Below are 26,586 nucleotides of genomic sequence, written 5' to 3'. Positions count from 1 at the left end.
CTACCAGATTTGGAGATATAATTAACGGATTTCCCTTTCGGAATCGTTAATAAAATACTTCCTTTAGTAGAGTTAGTTGAACGTAAATTTAAATTAGCTGTAGTAGTATAAGTTGATTTCGTTACTGTTTCACTCGTACTTGGCTTAGAAGGCGTAGTTGGTTTAGTCGACGTTCCAGTATTAGTAGTTGCGACTTTCACGTATTCCGAGCTAACCCAGCCCGTTTTCCCGTTGTAAGAAACCTTATACCAGCTACCAGATTTGGAGATATAATTAACGGATTTCCCTTTCGGAATCGTTAATAAAATACTTCCTTTAGTAGAGTTAGTCGAACGTAAATTTAAATTAGCAGTGGTAGTATAAGTTGATTTCGTTACTGTTTCACTCGTACTTGGCTTAGAAGGTGTAGTTGGTTTAGTCGACGTTCCAGTATTAGTAGTTCCGACTTTCACGTATTCCGAGCTAACCCAGCCCGTTTTCCCATTGTAAGTAACTTTATACCAATCACCAGACTTAGAAATATAGTTAATGGCTTTCCCCTTTGGAATCGTTAATAAAATACTTCCTTTAGTAGAGTTAGTCGAACGTAAATTTAAATTAGCTGTAGTAGTATAAGTTGATTTCGTTGTTGATACACTAGTGCTTGGCTTAGACGGAGTAGTAGGTTTAGCTGTTGTCCCAGTGCTAGTTGTTGTAACTTTTATATACTCGGAACTAACCCAACCTGTTTTCCCGTTGTATGTGACTTTATACCAATCACCAGATTTGGAGATATAATTAACGGCTTTCCCTTTCGGAATCGTTAATAAAATACTTCCTTTAGTAGAGTTAGTCGAACGTAAATTTAAATTAGCTGTTGTTGTATAAGTTGTTTTAGTAGTAGCGACAGAATTTGTTATTTTAATATATTCCGAACTAACCCAACCGGTTTTTCCATTATATGAAACTTTGTACCAAGTTCCAGATTTCGAGATATAATTAACAGCTTTCCCCTTCGGAATCGTTAATAAAATTTTTCCTTTAGTAGAATTTGTAGATCGTAAGTTTAAGTTAGCTGTTGTTGTATAAGTTGTCGTTGATGCAGCTTCTACTTCAATTGATGAAAATGGTAGGTCAGAAGCAAAACTCGATCCTAACAATATACCGGATGAAAGTAAAACACTCGATACGCCTGTCTTAATAAGGGTTTTGTTATATTTCTCCATCATACACGCTCCTTTTTATTGGTGTCATTTTTACTCTGAAAATTTGTGATTATAGTAATGCTCAGCATTCTAGAATTATATCGGCCAATAAGACTATTAATTAAAGCAATAATTATTACGAAGTTGTATCTTTATTGTAAATTTTGTTAATTACTAAAACGAAAAGCTGTTTTTAGGCTATGATATAGATGAAAATAAAAAGAAGAAAAATGCTTGGTAATATAATGAAAAGTAATATATAATGTTGAAATTTTATTAACTATCAGTATATTCTTAGATTATAAACAAATAGGTTGAAGGGAAAAAGGGAAAAATAGTAATTAAGGAAATAATCATAATATTAAAGATAAGACTTCCTTAAAATATCAATAAGTTATTATTATGAGGAGGAAAATGGTATACATATAAAGCAATAATATGTATCATTTCTAATATTTAGAAATATGATTAAGAATTAGGTCTAAATATTCTAACTCTATGATATAATAATTGAAATAAAAATGGCTTAAAATTAACTTCCGAGAAGATTGAAGATTTCTCTAAAGTATATTTTGCCTATATGGAAGGATGTCTTATGTGTCGACGAAAGTGTTAATGATAACACAAAACTTTTATCCGGAAATCGGTAGTGCTAGTAACCGTATGAAAAACATATATCAACTGTTGAAAGATAAAGGATATGAGGTAACGGTGTTAACTACAGAAGCATCTTATCCAAATCAAAATTTGTATAAAGACAAAAACTTTTGGAATGATGTGAACTTAAATGAAGCCGAACAAATTCATCGGGTCACTGTAAAAAAACGAAAATATTCTTTAAATATGTTAAGTCGTCTTATATTTTACTTAGAATTCACACTTAAAATGATTTTCTTTGTACTATTTAATAAGGGGAAATATGACATCGTATTTGTTTCAAGTCCTCCGATTTTTATAGGGATAGCAGGTGTTATAGCGAAATTACGTTATCGGGCTAAAATGGTTTTAGATATTCGAGATTTATGGCCGGAATCCCTTAAGGGAGTCGGGGTTTTTAATTACACCCCTATTCTTTGGTTTTTCACTAGAGTAGAGAAGCTATTATATAAAAAGTCGGATGCTATTGTAGTGAATAGTCCACGTTTTTCTAATCATATTAAAAAAGTTGCTAATATTTCTGATGAAAACATTATATTTTTACCGAACGCAGCACGCGAATTTGAAATTAATGAAGATATACATAAAGATAAGCGGTTTAAAGCAATTTATACAGGGAATATTGGGTTGGCTCAAGATGTTGATTTTTTAAAATCATTGGCTCGAGAATTAGATAAGGAAAAAGTTCATCTAAGTATTGTCGGTTATGGTATGAAGAGAGAAGAATTGAAGCAATACGTCGCAGAACATCAATTAAACTATATCACTTTTATTTCCCCAACTACGAGAGAAGAGTGTCTTACTTTAAACCGACAACATGATGTAGGGATATTAGCTTTAACAAAAAAAGAAGTGTTCGATACGGTTCTACCTGGTAAATTAATAGACTATATGACGAGCGGGTTGCCATTAATCGCTTCAGTATCTGGTTTTTCAAAACAGTTGATTGAAAAATATAATGTTGGTTATATCACAGAAAGTAGGGACGCTAAAGAAATAGTAGACCATATTCTCTATTTAAAAAATCATCCGAATACTCGAGTGGAAATGAAAACGAATAGTATTCAATTAGTAAGAAATCATTTCTATTGGGAAAAAAATATTTTGGATTTAATTAATTTATTTGGACGATTCGAAAATAGTACCAAAAAAATGAAATCGAAAGTTACTAAGGTGGAAATGTATGAGTAAGAATGTTTGTATGTTTGTATGGAATCACTTTACAAACGATGCAAGGGTTTTGCGTGAATGTACAGCTTTATCAGAAGATGGTTATCACGTTGACTTAATTTGTATTGCAGATCCGAATAATAAAGAATTACCTAATTTTGAACAGGTAAATTCAAATTTTAATGTTAATAGAGTAAGACGATACCCAACTTCTTTATTAATACTTCAAAAACTCTATAAAAAAATACTAGATAATAAATTTCTATTGTTAATATCGGCAATTATCTGGTTTCTTTTATTAGTAATGTTACCTGTCGTTATTATAACTTTAACTCTTTTAGCTGCTGTACTGCTAAAAACAAAACTAAAAGGCTTTGTAATTAAAGGAAATATTATCATACGTATGATTGCAAAAGCTTATAGATCAAAATACGACATTTACCATGCGAATGACTTGAATACGTTACCACAAGCATATATTGCATCGAAGTGGAGGCTATCTCGTAAAAAGCTTGTATATGATTCACATGAAGTGCAAACAAGTCGAACGGGTTATAATCCTAAGACGATTAAAAGAGTAGAAAGTTTCTTTATAAAAAAAATTGATACAATGATAGTAGAAAATGATACTCGCGCGGAGTTTAATGAAAAATTATATGGTTTTTATCCGAATGTCCTTCATAATTATCCTTTTATCAATCAATCTTCCATTAATGAAAAAATTGATTTACATAGTTTACTTAATTTACCTAAAGATGAAAAAATCCTTCTATACCAAGGCGGAATTCAGGTTGGGCGAGGATTAGATAAAATAGTTCAAGCGGTACCTATGTTTAATGAAGGAATAGTTGTATTTATTGGGGACGGTAAAATAAAACCTACACTAATGAAAATGGTAGAAGATATGAATCTCGAAGATAAAGTAAAATTTATACCAAAAGTTCCGTTGGCGGATTTACCTAAATATACAAAGAGTGCCTATATAGGATTTCAAGTGTTAAATAATATTTGTTTTAACCATTATTCAGCATCCTCAAATAAATTATTTGAGTATATGATGGCAGGGGTACCTGTAGTAGCGTGTGATTTTCCCGAGATAAAACGAGTTGTTGAAGGCGATAAAACAGGGATCTGTATTGATTCACATAATCCAGAAGAAATTGCTAAAGCAGTTAATCAACTACTTTCAGATGAAAAGTTAAGGAATCAATTAAGTCGGAATAGTATAAAAGCTAGTTTCAAGTATAATTGGGAAAATGAAAAATTAAGATTATATGAAACTTATAGTAGTCTGTGTTGATTTCTAGGATTAAATATAAGGAGTTAAGTTTAATGAATAATTTTGAATATGACAGAATGAAAAGCCTCATTCTTGAAAATAGTGAGCTTAAACAACAATTAATTAAAGCACTGGAAGAAAAAGAACAAATAATTTATATGGCTGAAAAGGCATTAGCAGAAAAAAAAGTTATAACAAAGAGATATGAAAATTTAAAAAATTCTAAGTTGGGGAAATTGACTATTTGGTATTGGAAAAAGCGGGGGAGTAAGTAATGAGTATTAAAGAGTTAGAGTTAGAATCATATTTAAAGAAAGAACTTGAGAAAACAAAAAAGCAAAAAAAAGTATTAGAGTCAATAGATAGTCTTCCCTCTTTTAGTGTCAATGGCTTTTCAAACTTTTTTACTGCATCAATATTAGAATTGAAATTTGAGTATAATAGACAAATATTAATTGTAAATGATGAAAAAATTTATTTATCTTTATTTGAAAGATCTACTAACTTTGAATTATTACCTAAGGATGAAAACTTGTTTTTATTTGGTAGTCATTTAAAAATGGATATGAATTTTGTAATTGATCCGACGTTAAAGGTTGAGTTAATTCTTATTTATTTCAACAATGAAAAACAAATAAAATCTAAAAAGATTAATCCAAAACAGTCTAAAAATATATTAATTGAAAATCCTGATAACGCAAAAAGTTTTAGAATTGCTATTCGTATAGAAGGTAGTGGTAATTTTAGAATAGATGAATTGACAGTAGAACAAAAAATTAGCAAAGAAAATAGTGTTATTACTTCGCAACCTATCACAATTGAGAATTCTAATCTTAAGAAACAAAGTAATCTAGAATCTTTTAAAAAAAATATTAGTAATAATAAATACTTTAGAAAAGTTAATAAAAACGGACTAAAGATTGCTAGTATTCTTGATGAGTTTAGTCAAGAATGTTTTAAATATGATTGTGACTTGAAAGCTATAACAAAAGAAAGTTGGTTAAGAGAGATTGAAGAATTTCAACCAGATTTCCTCCTAGTTGAATCTTGTTGGCAAGGTAATTCTAGTATGTGGGCTTATGAAGTGGCTAATCTCCATAAAAACCAACATCGTAAAGAACTAAGAAAACTAACTGATTATTGTAAAAACAATGGGATAAAAACTGTATTTTGGGATAAAGAAGGTGTAGAAAATTTCGATTTCTTTAAAGAGGCTTCAAGTTATTTTGAGTATATATTCACAGCAGACGAAAATAATATTGAAAACTTTAAAAAATATGTAGGGCATGATAATGTTTTTGTTTTAGCTTTTGCAGCACAACCCCAAATCCATAACCCTATTAATAAAAATAGACACTATTTAGGGGAGATAGCTTTTGGTGGAACATATTATGGGAATAAACATGAGGAAAGAAAAAAAGATATAGAGAATTTAATTAAACCTTCATTAAATTTTGGGGTGGATATTTTTGATCGCTATTTTGGAATAGATCCTAAAAAGGTTCCTAATAATCAATGGCCTGAAGAATATAAGAATAATATTATTGGTAATTTAAAATATAACGAAATGATTGAAGCTTATAAGAATTATGACATATTTTTCACTGTAAATTCAGTTCAAAATAGTAAATATATGTTTGCAAGAAGAGTATTCGAAATTCTTGCTTCTCGTTCAATGGTGATTTCAGGTCCTTCTGTAGGAGTAAAGGAATTTTTTGGGGATATTGTGCCAATCTCAAATAATCCTACTTATACAACACAACTTCTGAAAATATATACCAAAAATAAAATTGTAAGGGAAAAGCTGGTTCGTGAAGGTGCACGTTTAGTACAGACTAAACACACATATAAAAATCGCCTACAGGAAATTTGCAATAAGATTGGTATTCAAAAAAATATTCTTTTAAAACCAAAAGTATCCATTATCTCCTCAACGCAGCGTGAAGAATTTATGGATAATTTATATGAGAATATTAATAATCAAACTTATGAACAGCTTGAAATTATTATAATTCTCAATAAAAATGAAATGGATATAAAAAAATGGGAAAATAAATTTTCAGATATAAAAATCCCGTTTAAAATTATAAAAATAGATGAAAATGTTTCTCTAGGTAATTGCTTAAATGAGGCAATAAATTTATCTACCGGAGAAATAGTAGCAAAATTTGATGATGATGATTATTATGGTCCAAATTATATTTTGGATATGATATTATCAATGGAGTACTCAAATGCTGGAATAGTAGGGAAGAGTTCCCACTACATTTATCTTGAAAGTCAAAATCTCCTTCTTCTAAAAACAATGGGTGCTGGGGAGGAAAGATATTCAGATTTTGTAGCAGGTGCTACTCTAGTTTTTAAAAAGGAGATAATTAATAAAATCGGAGGATTCGGAGATAAAAATAGAGGAGAAGATTCGGACTTTTTAAAACGCGCTAAAGAAGCTGGATATCTGATTTATTCAAATGACAGTTATAACTTCTGTGCTTACCGGCGTTCTGATCGTTCATCTCATACTTGGCAAGTAACGGAAGAGGAATTATTAAGAAATTCCCAATCACATTCTTATACTACAGATTATAAAACACCTATAAGTTTATAATTTTAAGGAGAAATTTATGAATCACATATACTTGGATGAACCAATAATTCAGAAGGATTCCGTAACATTTAATTGGCGGTTTAGTGATGAACAGAATATTTTTAAGAAAACGGAATTTTCTATTAAATATGAGGGATTAGATATTGAGAGTGTTAAAAAGGAAGTATTTGTTGAAATTTTTATAAGTCTGATTTTACCAGTTTTAAAATCATTTGATGAAGAGTTCATTATTTTCTCACCACTTGAAATATCTAATTACTCTGTTGATTTTTGGTTAAACTATAATGAAGTAGATAATGTAAAAGTTTTCCCAACGGTAAATAGGTTTGAAAGTACAAATAGTAATAATATACTTCCTAACAAAAAAGTTGGTATTTTTTTCGGTGGGGGAAAAGACTCGTTACTTGCTTACAATCTTCACAAGGAAATTTTTGGAGAAAAGAATTTGCTTGTAATTTCCTATACTTTTCCATTAAATATAGCAGATTTTAAAAAGTTAGACCAAAGAAGAGAAAATTTTTCCTTAAGTAAAATTCAAAATGATAATGTAAAGGTACAAAAAATTTCAACAGATTTTAGAACTATATTTAAACAAATAGGAGACTTCAATAATATACATACATTACTCTATTATATTATGAGTTATCCATTATATAAAATTTACGGTCTTTCATATGTAACGTATAGCTATGAGTTTACTCATTATTGGAATGTTAACAATAAAGGAGAAAGGCAATTTTTCTTTAAAAAATCTAGACCTGAATTCGATAACTATATTTCTGAGTACTTGTCAAAAACATTAAATTATAAATTTAAAATTTTTAACAGTAACAATTTTATATCTGAAAATTTAGCTTTTAAGCTTTTAAAAGAAAGATACAACGTAGTTGATAATTTAATGATGTGCGAATCTGTATCTGACCCTAATATTAAGTGGTGTAAAAAATGTAATAAATGCGGAGAATTTGTATTATATAATTTAGCAAATAAAAATGAAATTAGTGAATTTGACGTTAATGAGTTTCTAACGTCAAGCACATATATTGAAAAATTAATAAGAGAAACTTCTGAATTTGAACAGAATCGTAATGAAAATGGTAATGTAATTTGGTTTGATTCCTTAATTACACCCCTCCATTATATGTCTTTTTGTCATATGATTTATAAAATTGATCTGACTTTTTGGAAAACAAGGTTGTCAGAAGAAGCCATTAACAATTTATTAAAACTTAAAAATTGGTTTGGCAATAAAGAATATCCAATATTGGATAGCTATTTATTAAATGCATTAAAATCATTAAATTTGGATTTTGAACAAGAAATTATAAAGATTTTAACACCTTATGCTGAACCTGTAATTGATGATGTGATTCCTATTTTATACGGAAATAATCAAATGTTAATTGATTATCGTCTTTTATATGATATTACGAAAAAAAGTCGAAACAATTTATCTAATATCAAATTAAGTAGAAGCTTAGTATCTAAAAGTTCTTTTGAACTTGAGAAATATGAATTTAAGGCTATTGGTTATAATAATGTTACTAAAGAAGAGATTGATTTTGTTTTTAGAAAAAGTTATTTAGGACATACATTGTATATTGATAAAACAGCACCTAAGAAAGATGATGCAGTAGAAATCAGTATTAATTTTGATAATTTAATAGTCGGTAAATCGTATCATTTAACCCTCACTCTATTATCACCTTATCAATCTGACTTGTATAAGAATAGATTTAAGTATGAAGTTTATTTTGATAATAAAGTTATAGTAGATGAGGATATAGCATTTTGGAATAATGAAAATATTATAAATTTGTATTTTATAGCATCTAAAAAATTTAGTGAATTGAAAATTAAAGTTACTAGTCTATATAATGCAGAACCGTGGAATTGGGGAAAGGCAGCCCAAATTGTTATTCGTGATTTAGCAATTAGACAATGTGAGAATATTAAAAATAATATTATAAGTGCAAGTAGCCCTTTTTCTAAAATCAATAATTGGAGTGAAATTAAATGAAAATTTGTACAATTGGACTAGGATATATTGGATTACCAACATCAATTATGTTTGCAAAACATGGGGTAGAAGTAATAGGGGTAGATGTAAAGCAATCTGTAATTGATTCATTAAACGGTGGACAAATTCATATAGAAGAACCTGGATTACAAGAAGCACTTGAAGAAGTTTTAAAAAAGGATGCTTTTAAAGCTTCATTAACTCCGGAAAAAGCTGATGCATTCATTATCTCAGTACCAACACCGAACCATAATGATGAATATAAATCATGTGATTTATCATATGTTTTGAGCGGTGTCAAAAGTGTATTACCATACGTTGAAAAAGGAAACGTTATTATTGTTGAATCTACCATTGCTCCACGTAGTATGGACGATGAAGTTAAACCATTAGTAGAAGCTGCTGGTTTTACAGTAGGTGAAGACATCTTCCTTGTTCACTGTCCTGAACGTGTTTTACCTGGTCAAATTTTACATGAGCTTGTCCATAATAACCGTATTGTAGGGGGAATTACACCTGCATGTACAGAAGCTGGCGCTAAAGTTTACGCTACTTTCGTTCAAGGAGAAATTATTAAAACAAACGCTAAAACTGCTGAAATGTCTAAACTAATGGAAAACACTTTCCGCGATGTTAACATTGCATTAGCAAACGAACTTGCAAAAGTGTGTACAGAACTTGAAATTAATGCTTTAGATGTTATTGAAATGGCAAATAAACATCCTCGTGTTAATTTACATACACCAGGACCAGGTGTAGGCGGACACTGTTTAGCGGTTGACCCATACTTTATCGTTGCGAAAGCTCCAGAAACAGCAAAATTAATCAATTTATCTCGTGAAATTAATGTTTCTATGCCAGAATATGTTGTTGAAAATGTAAACAAATTAATGGTTAATCGTGGTGGGAAAGTAATTACTGTCTTTGGTTTAACTTACAAAGGCAACGTAGATGATATTCGTGAAAGTCCAGCAATGGAAATCTATAAAATGTTAAAAGAGCAAGGGAATTTTGAAGTACGTGCTTATGATCCACATGTAGAATTAGACTGGGTAATTTCTAATTTAGAAGATGCAGTTAATAACTCTGATTTAATTTTGATTTTAGCTGATCATAATGAATTTAAACAATTTACTGGTAGCGAGTTAATGCAAATGAATGAAAAACTAATCTTTGATACTAAAAATGTAGTAAATACTGTTTCAACAGATATTGAATATGTAAACTATGGTAACTTATATGAAGCATTGAAAAAGGTTGTTGTCATTAAATGAGTTCAATTCTTACACTTTTGAAAGAACAAATATTAAATATGCATTTAATATTTAGAATCGGTTTATACGAAATGAAAAGTCAATACCAAATGCATTATTTAGGGAGGATTTGGCAGTTCCTTAATCCGTTAGTACTTGTTAGTGTATATTGGTTTGTCTTTGGACTTGGTATTAGAGGAGGCTCTCCAGTTGGAGAGACTCCATTTTTCCTTTGGTTGTTAACAGGATTAATACCTTGGTTATATATATCGCCTACTATAGCACAAGCATCTAATAGTATTTATTCTAAAATTGCTATGGTTTCAAAAATGAATTTTCCGGTAAGTGTACTACCTACCATTAAAATGTTTAGTAATTCTATCCCATTTTTAATATTATTGATAATTACTTTTTGTATAACTATAATCTATGGGGAATTTTCTGGTTTATATCTTATTCAATTACCTTATTATTTAATTAGTATGTATATGTTAATTTTTGCTATTACCATTTTAACTTCATCCTTAGCAGCTATTGTTAGGGATGTTCAAAATCTTGTACAAGCAATAATGCGCATAATGTTTTTCTTATTACCCATTGTCTGGAGTGTAGACTCTTTACCTGGAAATTTAGCTACAATATTAAAGTTAAATCCCTTTTACTACCTAATTGAAGGTTTTAGACATACTTTAATTGGTGGAGAATGGTTTTTTGATGATATCACTTATTCGATTTATTTTTGGCTTTTAACGATGATTATTTTGTTGATTGGCTCAACAATACATCTCAAATTCCGAAATAAATTTGTAGATTATTTATAAATGGAGGTCTTAAAATGAGACCTAAAGTAGAATTTAAAAATGTTTCAAAAAGTTATAATTTATATCATAAACAAGCAGATAAAATTGCAGAAATGTTTTCTACGAAGAAGAAGAATGAAGATTTTCAGGCAATAAAAAATGTCAGCTTCTCAATATATGAAGGTGACGTTGTGGGATTAGTTGGCTTGAATGGGGCAGGCAAATCAACTTTGTCGAATTTAATTGCCCAAATAATTCCTCCTACTTCAGGATCCATTAATATTAATGGTGAAACTTCTTTAATTGCAATTTCTGTAGGTTTAAATAACCAATTATCTGGAAGGGAAAATATTCGATTAAAATGTTTAATGCATGGTATTAGTAATGTAAAAATCAAACAATTATTACCAGAAATTATTGAGTTTGCTGATATTGGTAAGTTTATAGATCAACCTGTGAAAAATTACTCTAGTGGAATGAAGGCTAAACTTGGTTTTGCTATTTCTGTACATATAAACCCCGATATTTTAATTATTGATGAGGCACTTTCAGTAGGAGATCAAACCTTTTATCAAAAATGTATTGATAAAATGAACGAATTTAAGAATCAAGGGAAAACAATCATATTTATCAGCCATTCTATTTCGCAAGTACAATCTTTTTGTAATAAAGTTATTTGGATGAATTATGGTGAAATTGAAATGTACGATGAGGTTGATACTGTAATTGGAAAATATCAGGAATTTGTTAAATGGTTTAATGGTTTATCAGAAACAGAAAAAAAGCAATATCGGCATGAAAAACTTCAATCTCAATATAAATCTGAAAATGTTAAAGTAGAATCTAGATCTAGATCTTCTCGCAAAACTAACAAAAATAAAACTTGGTCTTTTTCTTTTACAGCACAATTATTAGTTTTAGTAATCGCCCTTTTCATAATTGTTTCATTTATGTTTAATTTACCTTTTACAAACTCCATAAATGGTCTTTTAAAGGGTGATACAGAATCAGTTCATAGAAGTCAAAATACATCGGAAGAAAAAGAACAAGAAAAGAAACAAGAAGTTACTCTAATTAATAAAAATGGTTTCATAGCTGTTGAAAAAGCAAATGTTTATAATTCCGTTGATTCAACAGTTTCATCTTCATTTTTAAATTTCGGAAATAGAGTATATATTACTGAACAAATTGATAATCGTTTTAAAACTACATATGATGATAAAGATATATATGTTGATCAGAGTGACATTATTTTAATGGAAGAAAATCTTAATGAATCCAACTTTCAATTAGAAGATTTTGTTTCAGCTTTTCCAACTGAGTTTTCAGATTCCTATATGTATTTCTTCGCTTTTTTAGGTGGAAGTTATGATCAAATTACCTCTTCAATGAGTACTGAACCAGTTGAATCGGAAAATGGCTTAGGAGGTAGAATTTTATCCTATCCTGCTTATTTTGTTGAATATCATTTTGATGATCAAGGAAATGCAAATGAAATTGTTATTAATAATATAGACATAGATGCAATCGGAAATTTAGATTTAACAAATTCAAAAGCAGATGATTCTACTTATTTTTTACAAAATGAAACCTATGAAATATTTATAAATGATGAAATTAATAAAATTTCATTCTCATTAAAATAACTTTTACTCAAGTAGACTGCATCCATATTGTAAAACAAACAATGGATGCAGTTTTTAAAAAAATATCTGTTTGTTCTTGTTTATAAAATACCCCGTGAAAGGTTGATATATAAATGTCTAAAAAATTTAAAGTAATGACTATTTTCGGTACCCGTCCAGAGGCAATTAAAATGGCGCCCCTTGTACTAGAACTCCAAAAACATCCTGAACAATTTGACTCCATCGTAACTGTTACTGCCCAACATCGTCAAATGCTTGATCAAGTTCTTGAGACATTTCAAATTAACCCAAATTATGATTTAAATATTATGAAGGATCGACAAACATTAGTAGACGTTGCTGTGAACGCTTTACAAGGTTTGGATGCTGTAATGAAGGAAGCGAAACCAGATGTCGTTTTAGTACATGGTGATACAGCAACGACTTTTGTAGGTAGTTTAGCTGCTTTTTACAATCAAATTGCTATTGGCCATGTGGAAGCAGGTTTGCGTACAGGAAATAAATATTCTCCATATCCTGAAGAGATGAATCGCCAACTAACAGGTGTCATGGCTGACTTGCATTTCGCCCCAACAGAAGTATCAAAGCATAATCTTTTAATCGAAAACAAACCTGAAGAATCGATTTTTGTTACAGGTAATACGGCTATTGATGCATTAAAAACAACCGTTCGACCTGAATATACACATCCGGTTTTAGAAAAAATCGGGTCTGATCGTATGATTTTATTAACCGCGCACCGTCGTGAAAACCTAGGGGAACCTATGCGTAATATGTTCCGTGCAATCGTTCGAATTTTAGAAGAGCATGATGATGTGCAAGTTGTTTATCCGGTTCATATGAATCCGGTTGTGCGGGAAATTGCCAATGAAGTTTTAGGTGATAATTCACGAGTTCACTTAATTGAACCACTTGAAGTTTTTGATTTCCATAATTTTGCTGCCCAATCATATATGATTTTAACAGACTCTGGAGGTGTGCAAGAAGAAGCGCCATCTTTAGGCAAGCCTGTGTTAGTATTACGCGATACTACTGAGCGTCCAGAAGGTATAGCAGCAGGTACATTAAAACTTGCAGGTACAGATGAAGAAACGATTTATCGTTTAGCAACTGAATTATTAACGGATGAAAATGCTTATAACGAAATGGCACAAGCTTCTAATCCTTATGGTGATGGTTTTGCATCGAAACGAATTGTGGAACACTTACTATCTTATTTAAATAAATCAAAGGTGCTTCAATAACTCAAATCTTGCTTTTCCAGTCCCTTCTAATAAAATTTCAAATGTATTTTTTCAAGATTATATGTAAAAAAGCTCCTAATCATTCTTTTATGATTAGGAGCTTTTGTTTTGAGTACAATACAACTCCTTAACAATCTTTAATGTGATTATCCAATTCCAATATGGTTATTTTTAAAGTCGTAATTAGTAATATTAAGGAAATGTAAAGTTGTTCACGGATAAACAAAAATCTGTTATAATAAATTTTACATTAAATATACAATTAATTATTCATTTACTAATGTAATTGATTAATAATGAAATCCATTTTCAATTGAAAATTTATATTTAGACTGTTATTTAGAAAATGGGAGGACAATTATGTCAACAGTAAAGATACAAAATGTAAATTTCCATAATAATAGTATGGGTGAATTTATCGATATTTTTGATAATAGAATACAAGAACAAGAGAAAACATTTGTTGTAACAGCAAATCCAGAACTTGTTTCATTAGCAAATAAAGATCCTAAATATTATAGAACGTTAAATCATGCTGACTTCGTAATAGCCGATGGAATCGGTGTTGTAATTGCATCAAAAATTATAAACGAGCCTTTAAAAGAACGAGTTGCCGGTTTCGATATAATGGCCGAACTATTAAAAAAAGCTGAAAAAGAAAATTTAAAAGTTTTCTTACTTGGGGCAAAGGACACAACGATCGAAAAAGCGTATGAGAATATTCAAAAGAAACATCCAAATTTAAATATTGTCGGGAAACAACATGGTTATATTGATATTAATGACGAAGAAATTGTCAACAAAATGGTGGAACTTGAACCTGATTTAATATTTGTAGGTCTAGGTTTTCCTAAACAAGAATTTTGGATTGAAAAACATATCGATAAATTTAAAAAAGGTTTATTTATGGGAGTTGGAGGAAGTTTTGATGTGTGGGCTGGGGAAGTGAAAAGGGCACCACAAACATGGATTGACCTTCATTTAGAATGGTTATATCGACTAATTCAACAACCTACACGATTTAAAAGAATGTTAGTATTACCACAATTTTTGTTTAAAGTAATATTTAATAAAAAGTAATATTAATATATTTAAAAAATCTTAATGATAAACATATGCAAAAAAGGACCTTGTCTATACAAGGTCCTTTTTTAATGTTCATTTGAACTATTATCAGTTGATAACTTTTAGATATGGATCATTTTCTTCACCACTGCTAATCCAGTACTTAGCATTATTATAATAAATTTGATACCATTCATTGCTAGTAATTAACTTATTATTATTATCTAGAACACCAGCTACATATTGTCCACTTGATACTGTACCTACCGTATTACCATTAGTACTTGCTTCGGTACGGATTCTTAAACCGTCAACTGTTACTTGGATTAAATTTAGAACAGTAACATATTCATTGCTTACGTAACCAGTATTACCATTGTAATTAATTTTATACCAACCATTTGTATGTTGACCGACAATAATAATTTTCGATTTATCTGGTATTTTTGTAATTATAGATCCACTAGTAGAAGCACTACTTCTAAGATTTAAGTTACTTCCATCGCTATTTGTTACCCCGTAAATATTGTTAGGGAAACTTGAAACTTGTGATGAATCTGTATTAGAAGAACCTGTATCTTGAGAAGAATTTGAATCTATTAATGAACTTGGTTTAGTTGTCTTACCAGGTTGGTTAATAAATTTCGGAATATCATATACTAATATATAGTTATCTAATTTTTGGTAAAAATTATACATTTTTAATGCTTGAGCAGTTGCCCATTGAACATGGGTTGCGTATTGATGGATTCCAGGATTTGCAGGGTTCCATTTCATTTTATACAACGTATTTTGACCCTTTTTTAAATAATTTGTGCCGATATCTTTTGCACCACCAATAATTGCAGCATCAACAGTAAACCATTGGTTATCGAATGCATATTTAGCACCACCCTCTATTGGATCGGAGTCGATGGCACCATAACCATACATATTATAAACAGTTTTATATGTTTCAGTTGTTTTTGTTATATTTCCATTTTTATCTCTAGTTACATTTCCTTGCGAATCTACCGGAATGCCTTTAGCTAAAGTAGATGTTCCATTACTTGTTTCATGTAATGCGTGCGAAATTAGATAAACTTCATTAATACTATTAGTTTTTGCAGCTTCTACAAATGCTTGACCTTTATTTGCTAGAACACCAGCATTTGTTAGTAATTTAGTATTAATTTCATTTGCACTTAAACCTGCAGAAGCAGTCAAATCTAAGAATTGGAAATATTCAGGTGTTCCATTAGGGAAATTCGAAGGATTTGCATAATATTCAACTGCAGATCTAGATGCTGAATATTTTCCAGCACCATCAGCTTTCGGATCACCATATGCCATTTGTCTATCTACAAAGTTAGAAAATGTTATATTGTAATTTGTAGTTGTAATAATATCTTTAGTAGTTAGATCATTTACATGTATATAACCAGTTCGTTTTTTTCCGCTAACATAAACAGTTGCTTCATACCAATTTGTAGAAAGTGTTTTAAATGATAACATTGATCCTTTTGAATAGCTTTTTAATGCTGTCGAGCTAGTTGATGGTATTGAATAAACTTTCGTAGGACTCTTTAATCCGCGACCGGTAAGTGCCTTCCCATAGTTAGAAACCAATTGATCTACTGAACTTTTTGGAATATATCCAGATCTTTTCTGATTGTTTACATAAACTGTAGCCTCATACCAGTTACTAGTGAATGTTTTATATTCTAGTATTCTTCCCGCCGCGTAAGTTTTCAACTTGCTAGAAGTCGTAGAAGCATCCGTATATACTGCAGTACTATTTAATAAGGCGATTCCTTTTAAGGATTGTTGTTCAGTAACTACGTTTTCAACAGAAGATTTATAAATATATCCAGTTCTTTTCTTTCCATTTACATAAACTGTGGCTTCGTACCAATTGGTTGAAAAAGATTTATACTTTAATATCTTACCAATTGTATAAGATTTTAAAATAGTAGAACTAGTTGATGCTTTCTCATAGATTTTAGTCGGTGAGTTTAAAGCGATCCCTCTATAGTCTTTTTGACTGTTAGAAACTATCTCTACATGGCTTTTATTAATATAACCAGTTTTCTTTTGTCCATTTACATAAACAGTAGCCTCAAACCAGTCAGATGTAAATGACTCAAATTTTAAAATGGAACCAACTGAATAAGTTTTTAAGACACTCGCACTAGTAGATGCTTTAGAATACACTGCTGTAGAAGATTTTAAAGCTAGCCCACGATATTCTTCTTGATTAGTTGCACTGTTTTCCACATCGTTTCCATAAATATAACCAGTTTTTGCTTTCCCGCTTACATATACTGTAGCTTTATACCAACTACTATTATAGCTGATATATTTTAGTATTGTTCCTTTACTATATGACTTTAATATAGTGGAATTAGTAGAAGTGCTTGAATAAACTTTTGTGGGTTCTTTGAGCGCGATACCTACTATGTTTTCGCTAGTACTAGCCTTTGTATAGTTGTTACTAGATAATACAAATAATTGGAGAAATAAAACTAGTACTATTACAAATTTTACTTTTTTAATAACTGTTATCACCTCTATGTATTTTATTTAATGAGACTACAACATTTATAATAAATGAAAAACGTTAATAGTGTGTAGTCCTTTTTCTAAATATATCAGAAATTTACATTTGTTGATAGAAAGTTATAAAAAAGTAATGTGTTTAATTTTTTTGTAATATGATATTTATTTGATTTTACAAATTAGAATATTTTTTGGAACTTTTCCTTTTTAGCTAAGTTTTATATAATATGTCCTGGCATGAAAATTAAAACAAATTAAATTAATAAGGATTGATAACAATTTGGGATTTCCTTAAAGTGAGAGGACGATTATAAATATTGAGCTATATTATTGATTTTTAAGTGAATACAATACAATTTTTAAAATACGGGGCTCCATTTTTGTGTATTTTTTATAATGGAGAAGGAGTATTAATATAATCATTTTGGTAAAATAATTTTTTTAAAAAATCAATGATATTTTTTATGATAGAATAACTAGATAAAACTTAAAATAAATTTATTGACATAAATTAGGCCTAATAAGTTTTGTCAGTTATATTTTGGAGGGAATAATGGAAAAAATAAAGTTTTATGGAATTGATATATTAAAAACAATAGCAATTCTAAGTGTATTGAGTGTACATTTTTTACTAAATACTGAATTTTATAATTCACCTATCATTGGAACATCTTTATCCTTTCAAGTATTTTACAGACAACTTTTTATTATTTGTGTTCCACTTTTTTTATTTGTTACGGGTTTTCTTAATTGGAGAAAAATTTCTTTTGATAAGAAGTATTTGGTTGGAATATATGTAGTGCTAGGAACTTATTTTATATATTCTATTTTAAGTATTATACTAAGAATTTTTCTCTTTGATGAGAATAAGTCAGTTTTAGAGTGGATACATTCTATTTTTACATTTAGTTCAAATGGATATTCTTGGTATGTGGAAATGTATATCGGTTTAGTATTGTTAATTCCCTTCTTTAATAGAGTCGCACAAAGTATTTCTACAAAAAAGGAATTTCAACTTTTTTTATTAGCTTTATTATTATTAACAGCTATCCCAAATTTTTGGAATAATTTTTCTAATGATATACCGATTCTTTCAGCGATCGAATTCCCAACATTCTGGGTAGAGTTTTATCCTATTACTTATTATTTTATTGGTGTATATTTACGACGATTTAGTATTAATATTTCAAGTGTAAACGCTTTTATCTTATTTTGTATATTAACTTTTTTAAATGGTCTTTTTGTTTATTTAAACAATAGTGGAAATGAATTTTCAAGTAACGTAGGGGGCTATGCATCTCTATTGGTTACCTTACAATCTGTAGCATTATTTATTTCGATTTATAAGGCTACAATTCCACAAACTACTTTTGGTAAATTCATTAGTTATCCTATTGTATCCATTTCGAGTCTAACTTTGGATATCTATTTAGCTTCATTTATAACAGATAAAGTTATTTATAGTTACTTTACGGAAAATTACTTTACGACACAAAAATATGCTATTCTATATGCGCCAATAATCATTTTTTCTTCGTTTATATTGGCCTATTTGATTTCCTTATTAAGAAATAAATTTATTCCACTAAAGTTATTAAAGAAATAATTAATTTAGAATTAACTTGTTATGAAATATCAGGAAATTAGAAATAACTATAGAAAAATTTAATCGCTTTTTACGAATAGAAGAAAGGAACTTTTAAATGTTGTATGAATTTAGTAAAAAAATAGGGAAAAATATAATAACTAAAGTTTTGAAAAAAGGAATTATTATTAGAAAAAAAATGAGAGGTCAAGTTGTTAATAATCCATATAAGAATGTTTCAAAAGATGGTGTTATAAATTTAATTGATACTTTTCACACAAAAGACAATATTATTTTTATTGAGGGACAATTAGATGAAAAGTTAATTGATAAAAATATAAGTATAGTAATAAAACTTCGGAAAAGGAACAAAAGTTATACTTATCCTTTAAATAGAACAGTTAGGAATCGATGGAGTTTTAAAATAAATTTGTCAAATATGGAAACTGTATTTTCAGGAGGATTATGGGATTTTTATATACTTGAAGAGGAAACGAAAGTAAAGTATAGAGTACGAGTTGGCAATGAGAATCTATTAAATGATCATTCTACATTTATCTATAATACTGAAAAAGAATCTCGTTTCCTTGATTTTTATATTACATTAAATAATGGTTTTTCTTTTATAAGTAATACTGATATTTTTAGAGTCTCAATGAATGAAGTAAACAGTAATGGATCGATTTTTTCGTATGAGGGAGATGTTATTAAGGATTTATCATTAGAATATACTGGATCACTTAAGATTGTTTTTAGACAAAGAAATACTGGTATATTTAAGGAATATCCTATTTACATATATAACCGTAATGACGGAATGAAATATTTTAAATTTACGTTAGACTATTTTGATTTTGTAGATGAAGAAGATTTTAAACCTTCCAGATGGGATGTTTATCTTCAATTTTTAGTCGATGGTGTTAAGCACAAATTTCGGTTTAAAGTTGATACGAATGATTTGATGAAAAAAACGATGTTACAAGTTGAAAAAGATATTAACTATCAACTGTATTTTTATTCGACTAAATATAAGAATCTTTCCTTTGCGCTAACAAATTTAACGATCAAACGAGATATAGTTAACTACGAAATAATAAAAAATAATATGTTACAACTGAAAGGGTATTCCTTTATTGAGACATATAATTTTGAACGCGATTTTGTTCAAAAACGGGAGATTAAAATAAAAAATAGAGAAACTGAGGAAACAATTAGTTTTCCTTTAGAGAGCATTGTCTTTAATAAAGGGGAAGTTGAAGATGAAGTTAAATTCCTTAAAGATAATTCTATTTTTGAGTTGAAAATTCCATTAAATTCTTTAAATAATCTTATACAAAATACTAAAGAAATTTTTGATTTTTATGTAGAAATTAAATTAAATGATCGAATATACGAAAGAAAATTAGGAGTTCAAAAATATAAATACTATAAAGATCATGCTCTTGCTAGCGGTACTGTAATTTCAGGTAAAAATTATTATAGACATTTTTTAACAATTACGCCAAGGGGTAATTTTAAAATTGAAACAACCAACTATTCACAGTCTAGTTATAAATACATTAAATTTGGTCAATATATAGATTGGTTTAAAAATAAAAATAAAGATGTTTGGTTAATTGGTGAAAGACCTGATACAGCCCAAGACACAGGATATCATTTCTTTAAATATTGTCGTGAAAACTTCCCAGAAAAAGAAGTTTATTATGTAATAGATTCATCTTCAAAAGATATAAGAAATATTGAAGATTTAGGTAATGTAATTTTGTTAGGTAGCGAAGAACATCTTAAAATAGCGGCTATAACAAAAGTTTTCATTGGTTCACACGATATCGAATATTTTTTACCAGCAAAACCATTTGAACTATATTCGTATAAAAAAGGAAAAAGGGTTTTTCTACAGCATGGAGTATTAGGTCGTAAAAATGTAGAATATCATAAAAAATATTACAAATATCCATTTAATATTTTTTGTGTAAGTTCAACTCCTGAAAAGCAATTAGTGATGGATAGTATGAAATATTCTTCTCAAGAAGTTAAAATTACAGGATTATCAAGATTCGATAATTTATTAAAACAACATCCGGTAGAGCGTTCCATAATTGTTATACCAACTTGGAGAGAGTGGTTGAATAATGAAGAATTATTTATTCACTCTGAATACTTCGAAAGATATAGAGGTTTGTTACAGAGTACAAGATTAAGGGAGATATTAGAAAAGTATAATGTGAAATTAAAATTATATCCCCATTATAGAATGCAACAATTTATCGAACATTTTGGTGAGTTAGAAAATAAAAATGTCAGTGTAATTAAATTAGGCGAAAAACCTGTTCAACAATTATTGATAGAGAGCAGTCTAATGATTACAGACTTTTCTTCCGTTTCTTTTGATTTTAACTATATGTCGAAACCAATTATTTTCTATCATTTTGATCAAGATTCATTTTTTGGAAATGGTATACTTAGACCAATAAATGAAACTTTTTTAGGTGATATTTGTACTAATGAGAATGAAATTGTTGATACTATTGAGTATTATATTGAAAACAATTTTGAAGAAAAAGAAACAATTACAGAAAAGAAAGATTTAATATTTGATTATATAGATAAAAATAATTGCAGAAGAATTTATGATGAAATAATATCTTTACTTAAAGATTAAAATTATAAATGATTTATTACAATAAGAGAGCTTATTTTACTATAGGCTCTCTTATATTGTTATTTATATTTTTTATAGGTATAATACAAAAGAACAAAAGTAGTGAAGTTCTGATGGTTGACTTGAAAGGAAATATTTTTTATGAATAATTATGCTGGAACAGTTATTAAAGAACAAATAAAGAATTTTTATTTAATTAGAAGATTATCATTGTATGAATTGAAAAGTAAAAATAAGAGCAATTATTTAGGTATGACATGGGAAATTATTAACCCAATGATTCAAATTTGTATTTATTGGTTTGTTTTTGGAACAATAAATCAAAGAGCAGATATAGAAGTTGTGCCAGGGAAAGATGTCTCTTATATAACATGGCTTATTGTAGGGTTTATTTTATGGAATTATTTTTATCAATCGATAATAGCAGGCTCTAAATCAATATTTTCCAGATTAGGGATGTTATCAAAGATGAAATTTCCTATGAGTGTAGTCCCTAACTATGTTATTTTTTCTCAATTATATGTTCATTTATTTATGCTTATTATAACTATTGTATTACTTAATTTAGCAGGAATATATATTAATATTTATTATTTGCAGTTAATATATTTTATCTTTGCTACGTTTTGTTTAATATTTTCAATTTCATTGATAACATCTACATTATCAACAATAATACGGGATGTTCATCTATTTATAAATGCCACATTGAGAATGTTTTTATATTTAAGTCCAGTTTTGTGGCCGATTACTTCAATTATACAAAACGCAAGTATCATCTTTATCATGAAACTGAATCCACTTTTCTACCTAATAGAAGGATATAGAGCAGCATTTTTCGGAAGTGGATGGTATTTTATAACAAATTGGGAGTATACCTTATATTTTTGGTTACTTGTATTTGTTCTATTTTTTATCGGCTCTTCTTTACATGTAAAATTCAGAAGACATTTTATTGACTATTTATAAAGGTTTGTGAAAATTATGGAAAAAGCAATTGTTGCTAAAAATATAACTAAAAAATATCAACTATATAGTAATACAAAAGAAAGAATTTTGGATCTTATTCTCCCTAAAAATTACGGTGAAGAGTTTTATGCTTTAGCGGATGTGAATTTTGAAGCTGAAAAGGGAGATGTTATTGGTTTTGTAGGAATTAATGGCTCAGGTAAGTCTACTTTATCAAGTATAATTGCTGGAATTCTTCCACCATCATCTGGGTCATTAAACGTTAAAGGTGAAACAGCTTTTATAGCTGTTTCTACAGGTTTGAAAAAAAATTTAACGGGAAGAGATAACATCGAATTAAAATGTTTAATGTTAGGCTTTAGTAAAGAAGAAATCAAAAAAATGGAACCCGAAATTATCGAGTTTTCTGAACTGGGGAATTTTATTGATCAACCGGTAAAATCTTACTCGAGTGGTATGAAATCTAGACTTGGATTTGCAATCAGCGTAACAGTTAACCCAGATATCCTAATAATAGATGAGGCTTTATCAGTTGGAGATAAAGCATTTGCTAAAAAAAGTCTAGAAAAAATGAAAGAATTTAAGAAATTGGGAAAGACAATGATTTTTGTTAGCCATTCCATCGGTCAAATGAAGGAATTTTGTGATAAAATTCTTTGGTTAGAATTCGGAATGGTTAAAGACTATGGAACTACTGAAGAAATAATTCCAAAATATGAAAAATTTTTAAAGTGGTGGCAAAAACTATCGAATAAAGAAAGAGCTGAATATCGAGCAGAAGTACAAAATCGAAAGAAAGAAGTACTAACTAACTTATCGAGTAGATAAAATATTACCTATACTAAGGGATATTCTTCTTTTTTGAAGGGTATTCCTTTAATTATGATATTGACCCAAAAAGATATTAGGTTGTAATTATGGTATACTAATAAATAATGTTTTTTATTAATTATTTTATTTATGAAAATAAATTTCAATTTAAATAATGGATTTTTAATATAAAAGAATTGTTGTATTGGATATAAAAATAATACTGGTAGGGGTGAGTGTTATGAAAAAAGTAATAACATATGGAACATTTGATTTGCTCCATCATGGTCACATTAACATTTTAAAAAGAGCCAAAGAAATGGGCGACTATTTGGTAGTTGCAGTATCAACTGACGAATTTAATAGATTAAAAAATAAAAAATCATATTATAGTTATGAAGAAAGAAAAATGATCCTTGAGGCTATTCGTTATGTAGATGAAGTTATTCCGGAGAATTCTTGGGAACAAAAAATCCAAGATATACAAGAATATGATATAGATATTTTTGTAATGGGAAATGATTGGGAAGGAAAGTTTGATTTTTTAAAAGACTACTGTGAAGTTGTCTATTTACCTAGAACCGTTGGTGTATCAACAACAAAAATTAAAAGTGAGTTAAGTAATGTGAAAAATGGTTAGAGAAATATCCGTTATAATATACTTGTTTTTCTATAAGTGTTTCTTTACTTTATTTAAATTATTTCCACAAAAAAATAAAATTGTTTTGATAGCAAGTTTTAAAGATAATTGTCAATACATTCATAAAGAGTTAAATAATGTTGGATTTTCAGGAGAAGTCATATTACTTTGTAAAAAAAGCTGTTATCAAAATATGAAGACTTTTATAGGAGATCCTGTCTATTTGATTGAATCAGGTAAATTAATCCATGAATTAAAAGCTGCCTATCATCTGATGACAGCTAGGACGGTAGTTGTAGATAATTATTATGGCTTTTTAGCCGTGGCTGATTTCCGTGATAATGTAGAATGTATTCAAATATGGCACGCTGCTGGTGCAATTAAAAATTTTGGTTTTCTTGACCCAACCGTACAAAACCGTAGTATTCGTGAAAAAAAACGGATATTGGCTGTGTACAAAAGATTTCATAAAGTTGTCGTGAATTCTCAAAAATTTGCTGATATTTTTGAAGAGGCATTTCAATTAGAAGGGAAGCCGTTCTTGCCATTTGGATATCCTAGAACAGATTTCTTCTTTCAGAAATCACTGCATAAAAAGGTGTGCGAAATGTTTTATGCTAAGTACCCACACTTTAAAGGGAAAAAAATTATTTTATACGCTCCTACATACCGTCCGAATTCGGAAGCAAATCAGTTGAAGCTAGATATTGATAAACTTGCAAATCAATTACAGGAAGAATATGTATTATTTGTTCGCATGCATCCTTCAGTAAATTTAACCGAGCTTGATACAATTGGACGGGAAAATTTTGTGTATGATTTTTCAAGAGAGGCAACAATCAATCAGTTATTAATAGTAGCTGATTATTTAATTACTGATTATTCTTCCATTCCTTTCGAATTTGCATTTTTGAAAAAACCGATGATTTTCTATCCTTATGATTTGCAAAATTATATGGAAAATCCAGGATTATGGGACAAGTATGAAAATATTGTACCTGGACCAATTGCTTATAATACAGAAGAAATTATTAAATTAATCGAATCGTATCCTTTCCACGAAGGGATGTATGAACTATTTAATGAGAAATGGAATGAATATTCAGATGGAATTTCTACACAAAAAATAGTTCAATATATAATGCAAAGACATTCCTAGATTACCTCGTATCGATAAAGTACGGGAGTTTTAATAAAAGAAGGTTTTGTTATGAAACGACTTTTTAAAAAAATTAAAAGTTCATATTTAATTAAAAAATTATATAAATTAATTTTTCAATTTGTAGGGCTATTACCTGCAAAGGAAATAATCATTTTTGAAAGTTTTTTAGGAAAACAATACAGTGATAATCCACGGGCGATATATGAGTATATCAAAAAGGAATATCCGGAATACCAACTATATTGGAGTGTTGACCCTCGATTCATGCATAATTTTAAAGGGAAAGATATCAATATAGTCCCTCGGTTTTCAGTAAAATGGCTTTTAGTGATGGCTACGGCGAAATATTGGATTTCTAATAGCCGGATGCCTGCTTGGATTCCAAAACCAAAACATACGACCTATTTACAAACGTGGCATGGGACGCCATTAAAAAAACTAGGTGTTGATATTGAAGAAGTACATATGCCTGGTACTGATACAGAGAAGTATAAACAAAACTTTACAAACGAAAGTGCCAATTGGGATTATTTAATCTCACCAAATCGGTATTCGACTGAAATTTTCCGTCGAGCATTTGCTTTTAAAGGGAAGATGGTAGAATCGGGATATCCGCGAAATGACTTTTTATATACAGCAAACAATGAAAAAGATATTTGGGATTTGAAGGAACGTTATGGCTTACCAACTGATAAAAAGATCATATTATATGCACCTACGTGGCGGGATGATCAATTTTATGAAAAGGGAAAATACAAATTCGAGTTAGAATTAGATTTAGCCCGTTTAAAAGAAGCGTTAGGTGATGAGTACATTATCTTACTACGTCTCCATTATTTAGTTGCATCGAAATTGGAACTATCAGGTTATGAAGGATTCGTATGTGATTTTTCACAACATGAAGATATTCGAGAGCTTTATATGATGTCGGATTTATTAATTACCGATTATTCTTCGGTTTTCTTTGACTTTGCGAACTTGAAACGACCGATGATTTTCTTTGTATATGATATAGACGATTATCGAGATCGTTTGCGCGGTTTCTATTTCGATTTTGAGAAAAAGGCGCCAGGTCCACTCGTGAAAACGACTGAAGAAGTTATCTCAGAAATTCAAAAATTCGATGCCAATGGATTTGCCTTACCACCGAATTTTGATGAGTTTTATAACCGTTTTTGTGAATGGGAAGATGGCCATGCTTCCAAACGAGTTATAGATGAAGTGATAAAACCTTAAATGTAAAAGAGACTGATGACATTTGATCAGTCTCTTTTTTTATGCTTTCACTATGACGTTA

General features: G+C 29.2%; 18 protein-coding genes and 1 pseudogene. 17 read left to right on the top strand and 2 right to left on the bottom strand.

What is annotated here, in order from left to right; translation table 11 throughout:
• The coding region (locus tag ACH0B5_RS06105) for an SH3 domain-containing protein (protein WP_406927569.1) at positions 1-1,205 on the bottom strand (1,205 nt) is incomplete at its 3' end.
• Between the two features lie 576 nt (positions 1,206-1,781).
• Between ACH0B5_RS06105 and ACH0B5_RS06100 the strand changes: the two genes are divergently transcribed.
• The 10 genes from ACH0B5_RS06100 to ACH0B5_RS06055 all read left to right on the top strand — a co-directional run bounded on the left by ACH0B5_RS06100 (position 1,782) and on the right by ACH0B5_RS06055 (position 14,938).
• A complete protein-coding gene (locus ACH0B5_RS06100) occupies positions 1,782-3,032 on the top strand; it encodes a glycosyltransferase family 4 protein (protein ID WP_406927568.1) in 1,251 nt (416 codons plus the stop codon).
• On the top strand, positions 3,025-4,311 hold the full coding sequence (locus tag ACH0B5_RS06095) for a glycosyltransferase (RefSeq protein ID WP_406927567.1): 1,287 nt from the start codon (positions 3,025-3,027) through the stop codon (positions 4,309-4,311). The genes ACH0B5_RS06100 and ACH0B5_RS06095 overlap by 8 nt, the downstream gene beginning before the upstream one ends.
• Before the next feature lie 32 nt (positions 4,312-4,343).
• Entirely contained in the window at positions 4,344-4,565 is a 222-nt protein-coding gene (locus ACH0B5_RS06090) for a hypothetical protein (RefSeq protein WP_406927566.1), read from the top strand.
• Positions 4,565-6,895: a glycosyltransferase family protein gene (locus ACH0B5_RS06085; protein WP_406927565.1), complete on the top strand. Its 2,331-nt coding sequence runs from the start codon at positions 4,565-4,567 to the stop codon at positions 6,893-6,895. Before ACH0B5_RS06090 ends, ACH0B5_RS06085 begins: the two co-directional genes overlap by 1 nt.
• 16 nt (positions 6,896-6,911) lie before the next feature.
• Positions 6,912-8,915 (top strand): hypothetical protein, encoded by a 2,004-nt coding sequence (locus ACH0B5_RS06080; protein WP_406927564.1) that lies wholly within the window; start codon positions 6,912-6,914, stop codon positions 8,913-8,915.
• Positions 8,912-10,189, top strand: coding sequence for a nucleotide sugar dehydrogenase (locus ACH0B5_RS06075; RefSeq protein WP_406927563.1), 1,278 nt, complete (start codon positions 8,912-8,914; stop codon positions 10,187-10,189). Before ACH0B5_RS06080 ends, ACH0B5_RS06075 begins: the two co-directional genes overlap by 4 nt.
• On the top strand, positions 10,186-10,989 hold the full coding sequence (locus ACH0B5_RS06070; protein ID WP_406927562.1) for an ABC transporter permease: 804 nt from the start codon (positions 10,186-10,188) through the stop codon (positions 10,987-10,989). Before ACH0B5_RS06075 ends, ACH0B5_RS06070 begins: the two co-directional genes overlap by 4 nt.
• A 14-nt stretch (positions 10,990-11,003) precedes the next feature.
• Positions 11,004-12,614 carry a teichoic acids export ABC transporter ATP-binding subunit TagH gene (gene tagH, locus ACH0B5_RS06065; protein ID WP_406927561.1) on the top strand — a complete coding sequence of 537 codons (1,611 nt, stop codon included), beginning with the start codon at positions 11,004-11,006 and terminating at the stop codon, positions 12,612-12,614.
• A gap of 113 nt (positions 12,615-12,727) precedes the next feature.
• Positions 12,728-13,858: a non-hydrolyzing UDP-N-acetylglucosamine 2-epimerase gene (gene wecB / locus ACH0B5_RS06060; protein WP_406927560.1), complete on the top strand. Its 1,131-nt coding sequence runs from the start codon at positions 12,728-12,730 to the stop codon at positions 13,856-13,858.
• Positions 13,859-14,218: 360 nt separating this feature from the next.
• On the top strand, positions 14,219-14,938 hold the full coding sequence (locus ACH0B5_RS06055; RefSeq protein ID WP_406927559.1) for a WecB/TagA/CpsF family glycosyltransferase: 720 nt from the start codon (positions 14,219-14,221) through the stop codon (positions 14,936-14,938).
• A 93-nt stretch (positions 14,939-15,031) separates the two neighbouring features.
• Here the strand turns inward: ACH0B5_RS06055 and ACH0B5_RS06050 are convergent, their stop codons facing one another.
• Positions 15,032-17,470: an SH3 domain-containing protein gene (locus ACH0B5_RS06050; protein WP_406927558.1), complete on the bottom strand. Its 2,439-nt coding sequence runs from the start codon at positions 17,468-17,470 to the stop codon at positions 15,032-15,034.
• 544 nt (positions 17,471-18,014) lie between these two features.
• Between ACH0B5_RS06050 and ACH0B5_RS06045 the strand changes: the two genes are divergently transcribed.
• The 7 genes and pseudogenes from ACH0B5_RS06045 to ACH0B5_RS06015 form a co-directional block, all read left to right on the top strand.
• On the top strand, positions 18,015-19,067 hold the full coding sequence (locus tag ACH0B5_RS06045) for an acyltransferase (RefSeq protein WP_406927557.1): 1,053 nt from the start codon (positions 18,015-18,017) through the stop codon (positions 19,065-19,067).
• Positions 19,068-19,164: 97 nt separating this feature from the next.
• On the top strand, positions 19,165-21,708 hold the full coding sequence (locus ACH0B5_RS06040) for a CDP-glycerol glycerophosphotransferase family protein (protein WP_406927556.1): 2,544 nt from the start codon (positions 19,165-19,167) through the stop codon (positions 21,706-21,708).
• 141 nt (positions 21,709-21,849) lie between these two features.
• Positions 21,850-22,677 (top strand): ABC transporter permease, encoded by an 828-nt coding sequence (locus ACH0B5_RS06035; protein ID WP_406927555.1) that lies wholly within the window; start codon positions 21,850-21,852, stop codon positions 22,675-22,677.
• Between the two features lie 15 nt (positions 22,678-22,692).
• The gene (gene tagH / locus ACH0B5_RS06030; RefSeq protein WP_406927554.1) at positions 22,693-23,505 is read left to right on the top strand and encodes a teichoic acids export ABC transporter ATP-binding subunit TagH; all 813 of its coding nucleotides are present in this window, start codon (positions 22,693-22,695) and stop codon (positions 23,503-23,505) included.
• A gap of 223 nt (positions 23,506-23,728) precedes the next feature.
• The gene (gene tagD, locus ACH0B5_RS06025; protein WP_406927553.1) at positions 23,729-24,127 is read left to right on the top strand and encodes a glycerol-3-phosphate cytidylyltransferase; all 399 of its coding nucleotides are present in this window, start codon (positions 23,729-23,731) and stop codon (positions 24,125-24,127) included.
• A complete protein-coding gene (locus tag ACH0B5_RS06020; RefSeq protein ID WP_406927552.1) occupies positions 24,120-25,286 on the top strand; it encodes a CDP-glycerol glycerophosphotransferase family protein in 1,167 nt (388 codons plus the stop codon). The genes tagD and ACH0B5_RS06020 overlap by 8 nt, the downstream gene beginning before the upstream one ends.
• Positions 25,287-25,355: 69 nt before the next feature.
• Positions 25,356-26,525 (top strand): annotated as a pseudogene (locus tag ACH0B5_RS06015) (CDP-glycerol glycerophosphotransferase family protein); the annotation flags it as partial.
• Positions 26,526-26,586 lie beyond the last annotated feature (61 nt).

Origin of the sequence: Ureibacillus sp. 179-F W5.1 NHS (assembly GCF_045369345.1) — a bacterium.
Lineage (GTDB): Bacteria > Bacillota > Bacilli > Bacillales_A > Planococcaceae > Ureibacillus > Ureibacillus halotolerans.
The sequence above is the reverse complement of the archived record's forward strand: the minus strand, read 5'-3'. Positions and strand labels throughout refer to the sequence as shown.